Annotated in this window: 12 protein-coding genes; 4 read left to right on the plus strand and 8 right to left on the minus strand. The window is 71.6% G+C overall.

Translation table 11 applies throughout. The features are described from left to right. Window position 1: 1 nt before the first annotated feature. Window positions 2-1,456, minus strand: coding sequence for an alkaline phosphatase family protein (locus tag D7W79_RS05540; RefSeq protein ID WP_244221610.1), 1,455 nt, complete (start codon window positions 1,454-1,456; stop codon window positions 2-4). Window positions 1,457-1,747: 291 nt separating this feature from the next. On the opposite strand from D7W79_RS05540, the gene omp85 reads away from it, so the two are divergent. Further along, window positions 1,748-2,929, plus strand: a complete 1,182-nt coding sequence (omp85, locus tag D7W79_RS05545; RefSeq protein WP_120524276.1) for an Omp85 family outer membrane protein — start codon at window positions 1,748-1,750, stop codon at window positions 2,927-2,929. A 29-nt stretch (window positions 2,930-2,958) separates the two neighbouring features. Here the strand turns inward: omp85 and D7W79_RS05550 are convergent, their stop codons facing one another. From D7W79_RS05550 to fni, 5 genes are all read right to left on the minus strand, one after another. Continuing rightward, window positions 2,959-4,038: a mevalonate kinase family protein gene (locus D7W79_RS05550; protein WP_120524277.1), complete on the minus strand. Its 1,080-nt coding sequence runs from the start codon at window positions 4,036-4,038 to the stop codon at window positions 2,959-2,961. 340 nt (window positions 4,039-4,378) lie between these two features. Further along, window positions 4,379-5,365: a diphosphomevalonate decarboxylase gene (gene mvaD / locus D7W79_RS05555; RefSeq protein ID WP_120524278.1), complete on the minus strand. Its 987-nt coding sequence runs from the start codon at window positions 5,363-5,365 to the stop codon at window positions 4,379-4,381. Then, window positions 5,362-6,312, minus strand: a complete 951-nt coding sequence (gene mvk / locus D7W79_RS05560) for a mevalonate kinase (RefSeq protein ID WP_120524279.1) — start codon at window positions 6,310-6,312, stop codon at window positions 5,362-5,364. The genes mvaD and mvk overlap by 4 nt, the downstream gene beginning before the upstream one ends. 93 nt (window positions 6,313-6,405) lie before the next feature. Beyond that, window positions 6,406-7,734 (minus strand): hydroxymethylglutaryl-CoA reductase, degradative, encoded by a 1,329-nt coding sequence (locus tag D7W79_RS05565; protein ID WP_120524280.1) that lies wholly within the window; start codon window positions 7,732-7,734, stop codon window positions 6,406-6,408. 33 nt (window positions 7,735-7,767) lie between these two features. Then, entirely contained in the window at window positions 7,768-8,826 is a 1,059-nt protein-coding gene (fni, locus tag D7W79_RS05570) for a type 2 isopentenyl-diphosphate Delta-isomerase (protein ID WP_120524281.1), read from the minus strand. A 151-nt stretch (window positions 8,827-8,977) separates the two neighbouring features. Between fni and D7W79_RS05575 the strand changes: the two genes are divergently transcribed. Then, window positions 8,978-9,397, plus strand: coding sequence for a hypothetical protein (locus D7W79_RS05575; protein ID WP_120524282.1), 420 nt, complete (start codon window positions 8,978-8,980; stop codon window positions 9,395-9,397). Window positions 9,398-9,542: 145 nt separating this feature from the next. Continuing rightward, window positions 9,543-10,496, plus strand: coding sequence for a zinc metalloprotease HtpX (locus D7W79_RS05580; protein WP_167497666.1), 954 nt, complete (start codon window positions 9,543-9,545; stop codon window positions 10,494-10,496). A gap of 1 nt (window position 10,497) precedes the next feature. On the opposite strand, the gene D7W79_RS05585 is transcribed toward D7W79_RS05580, so the two are convergent. After that, window positions 10,498-10,902, minus strand: a complete 405-nt coding sequence (locus D7W79_RS05585; protein WP_120524284.1) for a nuclear transport factor 2 family protein — start codon at window positions 10,900-10,902, stop codon at window positions 10,498-10,500. A 97-nt stretch (window positions 10,903-10,999) separates the two neighbouring features. Here D7W79_RS05585 and D7W79_RS05590 point away from each other — a divergent pair, with 97 nt between their 5' ends. Next, a complete protein-coding gene (locus D7W79_RS05590; RefSeq protein ID WP_120524285.1) occupies window positions 11,000-11,494 on the plus strand; it encodes a MarR family winged helix-turn-helix transcriptional regulator in 495 nt (164 codons plus the stop codon). An 8-nt stretch (window positions 11,495-11,502) separates the two neighbouring features. On the opposite strand, the gene D7W79_RS05595 is transcribed toward D7W79_RS05590, so the two are convergent. After that, complete coding sequence (locus tag D7W79_RS05595; protein WP_338078773.1) at window positions 11,503-11,643, minus strand: 2-oxo acid dehydrogenase subunit E2; 141 nt, start codon at window positions 11,641-11,643, stop codon at window positions 11,503-11,505. Window positions 11,644-11,656 lie beyond the last annotated feature (13 nt).

Here is an 11,656-nt window from a genome sequence, read left to right on the forward strand (position 1 = left end):
GTCAATGCAGGATCCGCGGTGAGCCGGTGTCCAGGTAGGCCTCCGCCAGCCGCTCGTGCAGCCGCGCGCAGTGGCTGAGGCCGGACAGGTCCACCGGGCCGTTGGCGGGCCACATCACCAGGCTGTCGGACTCCACGCGCGTGAGGCCGCCGTGCGAGCCGAACTCCCACGCGAAGCCCACCGTGCCGCCCTTCTGGACGGCTTCACCGAAGAGGACCAGGTCGCCCGCGGTGTCCATGCGCGGCAGCCCGTGGAGGAAGTCCGCCACGGCGCGCCGGCTGTACTCGGTGGTGAGCGGCGCGCGGTCCAGGTCCGCCGCGCCGTAGACGCCCCCGCCCATCACCACGACGGCTTCCGCGCCCCGGCGCATCGCCACCATGCCGATGTCCGGGTTGTTCGTCGCCCGCGCCAGCACCTCCGGGTGCCGCGCCAGCAGTTCGCGCGCCTCCAGCGGCGCGGGCCGTCCGCTCAGGTACACGTGGGCGAAGTTGCCCGCCTCCACCACCACGGGGATGAAGGGCTCGCGCGCGGCGGTGTCCGGTGCCGGGGGCGCGCGGCCATCCAGCAGGCCCCGGCGCACGTCGTCCTTCAGCGGCGGCACCTCGCCCTCGAAGAGGACGGCCTCCAGGCGCCGGCCCTGGCGCTGCTCCAGGGGCAGGCTGTCCACGTGGCCGTGGTCGGATAGGAGGATGACGTCGTAGGGCTCCGGCGCGGCACGGGCCACGGCGAACAGCTCCGCGAGCGACGCGTCCACCCGGTGCAGCTCCTGCATCGCCAGCTCCGAGCGAGGGCCCCGGCGGTGCGCCACCTCATCGTAGTTGCCGTAGACCAGGTAGATGAGCGGCACGCCGCGCACCATGTCCACCAGGGACTTGGTGTGCGCGAAGCTCCAGCCCAACCGCTGGAGGAGGATGCGGCTCACGAGGAAGCCCTGCTCATGGCGCCAGTCGTTGAGGGTGCGCGCCCACTGGCGCACCTCGCGCACGGCCTGCCAGGACTCCATGCCGAAGGAACGCAGGAAGTCCCATGCGCCCTTCGTGCGCGCGGACCCCAGGCCCTGCATCTCGTACGCGAACGAGCGCGCCATGAGCTTGAAGCTCGACAGCGTGCTCATGCACATGCGGTTCATGGCGCCCGCGTGGAAGAGCGAGAAGTAGGTGTGGCCGCCGTGGTCCAGCAGGCTCGTGCGGCCATGGCCGCGCAGGCGCGCGTCGATGGCCATCGCGTCGCCCGGCGTGTTCATCTGCACCTTGCGGCCGAGCGCGCGGTCGTACCAGCTGTAGCCCGGCAGGTTGGGGTGTTGCAGCCCGTAGAGCAGCCCCGCCTGGAAGAAGGGTGTGGACGTGGGTGCGCCCCAGAACGCGTTCTCCAGGTGATACGCGCCAGAGCGGACCAGCTGTGCGACAAAGGGCATCCGCCCGGTGACAATGGCCTCGTCGAGGAGCGCCTTGGGCACCCCGTCCAGGTGGACGAGCAGAGCGTTCCGGGGCCGACGGGCCGCCGCTGGCGGAACTTTCGAGCCAATCCTCCGGACGAGGGTATTCGCCCAGTTTCGTGAATTCTCGCTGACAAGCTCGTTGAGACTTTCGCGCACGTTGACGGCTCCCCCATCCCCCAAGGCAAAATGGGCATTCAGGGGGACAGGAGCTTCCGAGGCCGCGTTGCTCTCTTGGAGAGCAGGCGGGCGGAATGGGTTCCTGTCCCGGGCTGGAATCGATGCGCCCCCTCGGGGCTTCACGGGGTTTCGATGCTGGCTCCAGTCTTCTTGCTGTTCTTCATGCTGCTGTCCCTGAGCGCCGTGGCGGCAGGCCGCACCGCCGCGCCCGGGCTCGTGCCGGTGAAGCAGACGCCGACGATGGACGGCATCGCGCTGCCCCTGTTGTCCTTCAGTTCGGATCAGGGCTTCGGCTACGGCGCCGTGGGCGGCATGTACCTGTACGGCGACGGCACCAAGGCGCCCTATGCGCATGCCCTGTCCGCGCAGGTGTTCTTCACCGCGCGCGGCGCCATGAATCATTACCTCCGTTACGACGGGCCGCAGTTGCTGGGGCCCCTGCGGCTGGAGGGACGGCTGGAGTACCGCCAGGAGAAGAGCAGCCCGTTCTTCGGCGCGGGCAACCTGTCCGCCCCGGACTTCCGGGGGGACGTGGACAACGAGCGGTACAACTACGACAAGGGCTCGCCGGGCCTCTGGGTTCGCCTTCGCGGGCGGCCCTTCGGTGAGAAGCACCCGTTCCAGTCGTACGTGGGCTACGGCTGGCGCTACACCCGCGTGTCACCCTACGAGACGTCCATCCTGGCGCAGGAGAAGCCCATCGGCATCGAGGGCGGGCCCAGCGGACAGCTGCTCGCAGGCGCGCTCTGGGACACGCGCGACGACGAGTCCGACCCGACGTCCGGCGGCGTGGAGGAGGTGGCGCTGCGCGTGTCGGGCCTGGCCACCTTCAGCCGCTACCAGTACGCGGGCGTGACGCTGAGCGAGCGCCGCTACATCAAGCTCACGCCGCGGCTCGTCTTCGCGCAGCGGCTCACGCTGGACATGCTGTTCGGCGAGGTGCCGTTCTTCGAGTGGATGACGACGGGCGGCGTCAACGTGACCGAGGGCATTGGCGGCATGGGCAGCGTGCGCGGCATCGAGCGCAACCGCTTCGCCGGCAACGTGAAGGCCTTCAGCAACTCCGAGCTGCGCTTCCAGGCGGCGCGGATGTCCGTCTTCGGGCAGCCGCTGGCGCTGGGCGCGGTGGTGTTCCTGGACCTGGGCCGCGTGTGGCATCCGGGCGTGACGGACGGCAAGTGGCATGAGTGGCACCCGGGCATCGGCGGCGGCCTGCGCTTCTCGCGCCGCGCGGCCGTGGTGCGCATGGACTACGCGCGCTCCACCGAGACGGGCCGTCAGCGCTTCTACATCACGTTCGGTCACATGTTCTAACGGCGGGCCCGGGCGCGCGCCGCACGTTTTCAGGTGAGCGCGTCCACCCAGCCGCGAAGCCGCGCATCCACCTGTGCTTCGCCGCGCACGCCGGGCTCCACGTCCAGCGTCAGCGTGAGGAAGCCGCGCGACTCCAGGCCCTGGCGCAGGGCCTCACGCGCCTGCGCATCCGGGGCGAAGAGGATGCAGCCGTCGCCGCCGCCCGCGCCGGAGAGCTTGCCCGCGCAGTGGTAGGACGCGGCGATGGCCAGCACGCGGCGCATGCCTTCGGTCTCCAGCGGGCCCAGTTCCAGCAGCAGCGCGTGTTGGGCCTTCACGGCCTCGGAGAAGGCACGGAAGTCGCCGCCGCCCAGGCCGTCTTCAATCGCATGGCCCAGGGCGTCCGAGCGCTCCACGAAGGTCTTGCGGCCGGCTTCCGCGAGCCGGGCCTCCACCTGGTCGATGAGGAGCTTCGTGGACGCGCTCTCGCCGGTGAAGGCGTAGAGCATGGACACGCGGGGCACGGGCATGCGCCAGAGGTCCACGGGCGAGGACTCCGCGAGCGCGGCGTTGAAGCGGCCGGTGTTGGCGGCGTTCGCGAGCGCGGTGATGTCGTAGCGCCGGTAGCGCACGGCACCGCCCGCGAAGCTCGTGGCCACGTCACCGCCGCTGCCCTTGCCGCCCTGCCCCAGCGTGTGCGCGGTGAGCGCGAGCTTCAGCACGTCGAACTTCTCTTCGAGCACGTAGCGCGCGGCCTCCGCGGCGAGCACCGTCGCGGAGGCACTGCCGCCGATGCCCAGCTTGTGGCCCCCCGGGCCCAGCGCGCCCGGCGCCACCGCGACGTCGAAGCCCACGCTCGCGCGGCCGTGCGCGCGCAAGGCCTCATCCAGCGTGCGGGCGACGAAGGAGAAGCCCGCGGGCACGTCGCGGTCCCACTTCACGCCCCGGGGCGTGGTGAGCCCCTGGAGCGTTCCTTCCTCCAGGCAGATGTGCACGCGCGAGTCCTGGCGCCTGCGCACATAGGCGGCCGTGCGCGGCGCCACCGCGGCCAGGCGTGACACGCCGCCCCACAGCACGGCGTACTCGCCGGAGATGAACAGCTTGCCCGGGGCGGAGAGTGCTCGGTCCATCCGTGTGTCACCTCTTCCACGCGTGACGTGCCGTGTGCAGGCACGGCGCGTTCATGGGAATCCAGCCAGCCTCCAGGCCGTGCGACGTACCGTCTCACGGCGGCGGGGGCGTTGCGAGGCACGTCCTGGTGCGCCCGGGGCGCGTCAGCCTTCCGCGCGGGACCTCGAACGTGGGCGTCTGATCACGCCCACGCGTCGGTCTACCTCCTGTCCGGCGGGTCCCAACCTGTCCGACAGTCGGACAGGTTTCCGCTGCCTGGCTGGCGAGGCCCCCTGCCACGACGGGTGAGAGGCTGCATCCGCTGGAGCCGCACGCCGCTCCAGCGACATGCGCCGTCCGTCAGAACAGGTGCTCGGAGAGCAACGTCGCGTCACCGCCGGGCACGCAGCGCACCACTTCCACGGCTCCGCAGGCGCGGGCCAGGGCCTCCGCCGCGACCTCGTGGGCCGCGTCCGTCAGCAGCACCGGGTTCGGCCCGGCGTCGAGCGTGAACCACACCGGCACGCCCTTCTTGCGCTGCTCGCGCAGGTGCTGGATGAGCCCCAGCGTCGCCGAGCTCAGGTAGCAGAGCGGCGGATCCGCCGCGAGCGAGGTGCTGTGCATCCGCCACGCGTTGCGCTCGCACAGCTCGCCCAGCGCCTCCAGGTCCTTCTTCGCGATGAGCTCGCGGGCGCGGGGCACCTCGGCCTCCGCGTCCTTCACCCACGCCGGGTAGTAGGGGCTCGTCTCCACCGTGCTCTTCATCCCGTCCCGCGACTTCACCTCTTTTTCGCCGCGGTCGACGATGGCCACCACCATGCGCAGATCCGCCCAGTGCCCCGCGTCGAAGCGCTGGACGGCGTAGCTGTCCTCGCCGTCCGCGCGCTCACCGCGCTGCCACTCGCAGAAGCCACCCTGCACGCTGCGGCACGCGGAGCCGCTGCCCCGCCGCGCCAGGATGCTGGACGCGCGCGTGTCCTCCGGCAGCCCCGCCGCCGCGCGCCCCGCCACCGCCAGCGCCGCGAAGCCCGCCGCGCTGCTCGCCAGGCCCGCCGCCATCGGGAAGTCCCCGCGCGACACCACCTTCGCGGGCCCCAGGTCGCGCCCCGCCTGCACGCGCACGGCGTCCAACAGGCGCAGCACGCGGTCGCGCTCGCTGCCCTTCGCCGCGTGGCCGTGCAGTTCCACCGTGTCCGCCTGCGCGCCGAACTCCACCGTCGTCGTCACGTGGATGGGCGCCAGCGTCAGCGACAGGCTGGACTGATGCGGGAGGATGAGCGCTTCGTCCCGCTTCCCCCAGTACTTCACGAGCGCGATGTTGGGATGCGCCCGGACCGTTGCCTTCATGGAATGTCTCCCTGGGCCCGCGGCCCCGCGAGCTGGCTCGCGAAGCAGCGCACGCCGTCGCGCGTCAGTCGCGCGACCACGGGCTCCGGTTCGGAGAAGAGGCCGATGACCGCGCCACCGTCACCTCCCGCTCCCGTGAATTTGGCGCCCAGCGCGCCCAGCGAGCGCAGCCGGAACACCATGTCCTCCAACGCTGGCGACGACAGGCCCAGCGCGTTCAGGAGGCCCTGGTTGACGTTCATCGCGTCCCCCAGCCCCTCCAGGTCGCCCGCCTCCACCGCCTTCGCCGCGTCGGTGACGAGCCTCCCCACCTGACCGAAGAGCCGCTTGTAGCGCTCCGGCCACCGCGCCTGCCGCTCGCGCAGCGCCCCCACCGTCAGCTTCGTGGGACTGCGCGCGCCCGCCAGCGCCACCACCACCGACACCGGCCGCGGGCTCTTCAGTTCGCGCGCTCGCCCGGTGACGCCCGCCGGTGCCTGCACCCGCCGGTAGAGGATGAGCTTCTCCTCCGCGCTGGTGGTGTGGTCCACGCCGGACGGCGTGCCGTGGAACTCCTGCTCCATCTCCCACGCCAGCCGCGCCGTCGCCTTCGCCGTGGGAGCCTGCCCCGCCGCCTGGAGCAGCACGCGGGAGGTGGCCACCGCCAGCGCCGCGGAGCTGCCCAGCCCCGCGGACAGCGGCAGCTGCGGCTCCAGCGTGACCTTCACCTTCGGCTCGCCCACCAGCTTCGCCGCCCGCGCGAAGGCCTTGCGCATCATCCGCTTCTGCGCCGCGTCCGCCGTCACCGGCACGTCCAGCACGCACGAGCGGGAGGGCATGCCGCGCGCCACCACGCCGATGGTCAGGGGACCCGCGATGGCCGGGTAGCCGTACACCACGCTGTGCTCGCCCAGCAGGATGACCTTGCCGGCACCGAAGGCGACCAGGGGATTCTTTGCGGGAGTCATGGCACCAGGCAGGCGAAGGGACGGGCGCTTTCTTTCCGCGCACCGCCCCGCTGCGTCAAGCGCTCCCGCGAAAGGAGCGCCCGGGGGCGGACGTCAGCCGTTGGTGAGGGTGGCGATGGCGGGCGTCTCCGAGGGAAGGCTCGCGAGGATTTCACGCGCCTTCTCCACCTTCACGTGCCCCGCCTTCACCAGCAGGTTGGCCACCTTCTCCACGTCCCCGCCGCGCGCGCCCGCCGTGACGGCGACGCTGCGCGCGTGCATGGCCATGTGGCCCTTCTGGATGCCCACGGACCCCAGGGCCCGCAGCGCCGCGAAGTTCTGCGCCAGGCCCACCGCCGCGAAGACCATGGACAGCTCACGCACGCTCGTCGCGCGCATCAGCTTGAGCGCCACCTGCGCGCCCGGGTGGATCTTGATGGGGCCGCCCACCATGCCCAGCGCCAGCGGCAGCTCGATGCGGCCGACGAGGTGCCCTTCCTCCAGATACCAGGTGGACAGCGGCCGGTACTGCCCGCCCCGGCACGCGAACGCGTGCGCGCCCGCCTCGATGGAGCGCCAGTCCTGCCCCGTGGCGATGGCCACCGCGTCGATGCCGTTCATCACGCCCTTGTTGTGCGTGGCGGCACGGTACGGATCCGCTTCCGCGAAGCGGCTCGCCTGGGCGATGCCTTCGGCGATCTCCTCGCCCGGCAGGCCGAAGTCCGCCAGCAGCGGCAGCGGGATGCGGCACGTCGCGCGCGCAAGCCGCTTGTCCGCCAGGTTCGACAGGATGCGCAGGTACACCCGGCCGCCCGTGACCTGTTCAATCAGCGGCGCGACACCCTCCGCCATGGTGTTGATGAGGTTCGCCCCCATGGCCTCCTGCGCGTCGATGAGCAGGTGGACGATGAGCAGCGGCTCGCCGCGCGGCCCCTCGGGCGCGGGCAGCAGGCGCACCTCCACGTCCTTCGCGCCGCCTCCGCGGGCCACCATGGCCGGGTGGAAGCTGTTGGCCAGGGCGAGGATCTGCTCCTTCGCGTCCAGGATCCGCTCGCGCGCGATGCCGGCGTCCCCGTAGTTGGAGACCTGCACCTGGCCGATCATCATCGACTCGTCGGCCTCCGCGACGAAGCCGCCCGCCTCACGGACGATCTTCGACGCGAACGACACCGCCGCGACGACGGAGGGCTCCTCCACCGCCATGGGCACCAGGTAGTCGCGCCCGTTGACGTTGAGGTTCAGGCCCAGGCCCAGCGGCAGGGAGAACGTGCCCACCGCGTTTTCAATCATCTGGTTGGCGGTCGACAGGTCCAGGCCGCTCTCGCCGCGCAGCTGATCCAGCTCCGCCTCGGTCAGCCGGAACATCTGGCCGATGCGCGCCAGACGCTCCTCCAGGGGCAGCTTGTGGAATCCGGCGAGCCGGGACGTCACGGTGTCAGACATGTTCTTCCTTCCCAACCTGGGATCCACCCGGCATCACAACGCCGCCAACCAATCCTTCAACGCGCCGGTCAACACGCGGGGCCGCTGCCGCAATTGCGCGACGGTGCGGCTGCCCGTCAGGACCAGCGCCTGCCGCAGGCCCGTGAGGATGACCTTCAGCGCCTCCTCGGCGGCCGGCAGTCCGCCCTGCTGCTGGGCCCGGAACAGCGGCAGCGCCATGCCCGCCAGGTCCGCGCCCAGCGCGAGCACCTTCGCGGACTCCAGCCCGCCGCGCACCCCGCCGCTGGCCACGAGCCGCACCTCCGGCCCCACCGCCTTGCGCACGCTGGCGATGGCCGCCGCGGTGGGGATGCCCCAGCCGCTGAACTCCGCGCCCACCTGGGCCTGCGGGCCCACCGCGCGCAGCTGCTCCACGCGCACCCACGACGTGCCGCCCAGCCCGGAGACGTCCACGTTGCGCACGCCCAGTTCCACCAGCCGCCGCGCCACGTCCGGGCCGATGCCGCACCCGGTCTCCTTCACCAGCAGCCGGTCGCCGAACGCGCGCGACAGCTCCTCCACCACGCGGTAGCCGCCCCGGAAGTCGCGGTCGCCCTCGGGCTGCGTCAGCTCCTGGCCCGCGTTGAGGTGCAGCGCCATGCCGTCCGCGCCAATGGCGTCCATCAGCCGCCGCACACCGTCCACGCCCAGGCCAATGGCCTGGTACAGCCCGATGTTGCCCAGCAGCGCCACCGTGGGCGCCACGTCGCGCACCGCGTAGGACGCCGCGCGAGCGCTGTCCTCCGACATCGCGCGCTGGCTGCCCACGCCGAAGGCCAGGCCGTGCCGCTCGGCGAGCAGCGCCAGGTCCCGGTTCACCGCGCCCGCGCGGTCGGTGCCACCCGTCATCCCGGTGACGAGCAGCGGCGCCTGGAGGCGCTTGCCCAAAAACGGCGTGGACAGGTCCACGTCCTCCACGGCCATCTCCGGCATGGCGCAGTGGATGAGGTGCACGTGCTCCAGCAATGTGGAGTTCTGCGCCGGCTCCACGTCGCCGGTCGCGCACAGGTCGAGGTGGGCATCCTTCCGCCTGGCTGTCGTCTCGTCGCCCATGTCGCTGAATGCCGCCCGCGCTGTCGCTGCAAAAAACGTGTAAGCCTGGAAGGTCATTGGGTTCCTAGCAAGTGCCCGGGCCGGGGTGCAAGCCAAAGGGCCCCAGCGGTCGCCCCCGGGGCGCGGATGGACGCGGTGGCTTCTGGACGGTATGAGCCACCGCGTGAGCACGCCGGAAAACAGGGTCGTCGTCTTCCTGCACAGTGGCGAATACGACCGGGTGCACCAGGGGCTCTCCATCGCGGCGGCGGCGACCGCGGCCGGACGGCGCGTGGAGGTGTACCTGTTCTGGTGGGCGCTGGAACGCTTCCTGATGGACAGGTTGGATGAGCCGGACTTCGCCGGCCGCGAGGACGTGGCGGACCGCTTCGAGGCGCGCGGCATGCCCACCGTGCGCGCGCTCCTGGAGCACGTGCGCGAGTCCGGGCTGGGCACGGTGGCGGGCTGCACGGGCTCGCTCGGTGCCCTGGGGAGCGAGTCGAAGGCGGGCGACAGTGGCATTGATGTCTGGCTCGGTTGGAGCGCCATCCTCCAGCGTACGGCGGGCGTGACGGATCGTTTCTACCTTTGAGACGAGCGGCCCCAGGGGCCATGGGCCTCCGGGGTAGCTTGGACCCGTTACGTTGACGCCCCCCTGCTCCTGCTTACGTTTCGTGTGGCCCCCTTGACGGGGCGAAAGGCACGGAACGAGGACCATGGCGCGGCGTGACCCCCACATGACATCCCGAGGACCGGCGGTACCGGCGCTCAAGGGCGGCGGGTGGCACCGGCTGGGCAACGCATTGAAGACGACCGTGCTGCTGGCGGGCTTGACGGCGTTGGTGCTCGTCATCGGCCAGCGGCTGGGCGGCGCGCAGGGCCTGGCGATGGCGGGCATCTTCGCGGTGGTGATGAACTTCGGCTCGTACTGGTTCAGCGACCGCATCGCGCTGGCCATCCACGGGGCGCAGCCGCTGTCGTACGAGCAGGCGCCGTGGCTGCACGAGATGGTGGAGCGGCTGGCCGCGCGCGCGGGCATGCCGAAGCCGAAGGTCTACATGCTCCCCACCGCACAGCCCAACGCGTTCGCCACGGGCCGCAACCCGAGCCACGCGGCCGTCGCGGTGACGGCGGGCATCGTGGACATCCTGGACCGGCGTGAGCTGGAGGGCGTGCTCGCGCACGAGATTGGCCACGTGCGCAACCGGGACACGCTCATCGGTACGGTGGCGGCGACGCTCGCGGGCATCATCAGCTACGCGGCGCAGATGCTCTTCTGGTTCGGAGGCAGCATGCTCAGCCGGAGCGACGACGACGAAGGCGGCCTCGCCGGAGCGCTGTCCAATCTGGGCCTGCTGCTGGTGGCGCCCATCGCGGCCACGCTGCTGCAACTGGCGGTGAGCCGCTCGCGCGAGTACGGCGCGGACGCCACGGGCGCGGAGCTGTGCGGGGACCCGGATGCGCTGGCGAGCGCGCTCCTGAAGATGGAGCGCGGCGCGGAGGCCATGCCGTACGACCGGGCGCCCGCGACGTCGCACCTGTTCATCGTCAACCCGCTGCACCACGGCGGGGTGATGTCGCTGTTCTCCACGCACCCGCCCATCCCGGAGCGCGTGCGCCGGCTGCGCGAGATGAGCGCGCGGATGGGCCAGGGCACGCGCACCCGCGGCGGCTGGGAGTACGCGTACTAGGTCAGAAGGGCTGGAAGCAGTCGTAGTTGCGCTGGGAGACGATGCGGCCGTCGCGGAAGGTGAAGAACATGCCCAGCGACGCCCGCATCGTGCCTCCCGCGGGCAGGCTCCCCAGGGGCACCCGCAGCGTCGCGCTCCACTCCGCCTCCACCGCCACGGCGTCCCCCACGCAGAGCGCGGAAGTCACCTCGTAGCGCTGGGCCGATACGGCCTTCTGGCCCCGTTCGGCGGAGGACAGCAGCGCCGTCAGGTCGCGCGTCGTCCCCTGGGGCGTCAGGCGGTTCGGGTACTCGTGCTGGCGCACCTCCGGGTGGAAGAAGGCGGCGAGGGCCTCTCCGGTCGCCCCCGCTTCGAGGGCCTGCAAGTAGCGCCGGGTGAACTCCAGGTTCGGCGAGGACTGGGACATGGCGGGCTCCCTGGACCGGGCATCAGGAGGAATTGCACAACCCCGGTTTCACAACCTCCATTGCACAACTTGAGTTGTGGATGCAAGACAAGGGGCCATGGCACGTCGAGCGCGTGGGGGAAGTCCGGAGCTGGAGGCGTTGGACCTGGGACATCTGGCCCTCTTCGTGGGCATGCGGGTGAACGCGCTGGTGCTGGAGCGGGTGCACGCGGCGGGCTTCCCGGGGCTGCGGCAGGGGCATGGGTACGTGGTGCAGCACCTGCTGGAGGCGCCTCGCACCATCAGCGAGTTGGCGGAGCTGTTGGGCGTGACGCAGCAGGCGGCGTCCAAGACGGTCGCGGAGCTGAGGACGCTCGGCATCGTGGAGGCAGCGCCTTCAGACGACGCGCGGACCCGGCGGATCCGCCTGTCCGAGCGGGGCCATGCCGCCGTCGACACGACCCGGGACATCCGGGCGGATTTCGAAACGCGCTTCCGCCGCGCGCAGGGGGCCCAGGTGATTGACGAGACGCGCCGGGTGCTCGCGGCGGTGCTGGAGTCGCTGGGCGGCGCGGAGACGGTGCGGCGCCGGCGGGTGCGCGAGCCCCGCTGACCGCGGGCTTATCCGGGCAGCGGACCGAAGGACTCCTCCGGATGCTCCAGCATCTCGCGCAGCGTGCTGGCGATGACGCCCGCGTGGTAGCCGTCGAGGAAGCGGTGGTCGAAGGACGCGTTGATGTTCATCACGTGGCCGGGCACCACCCTCCCCTCCTCC

The organism is Corallococcus exercitus (assembly GCF_003611585.1).
Lineage (GTDB): Bacteria > Myxococcota > Myxococcia > Myxococcales > Myxococcaceae > Corallococcus > Corallococcus exercitus.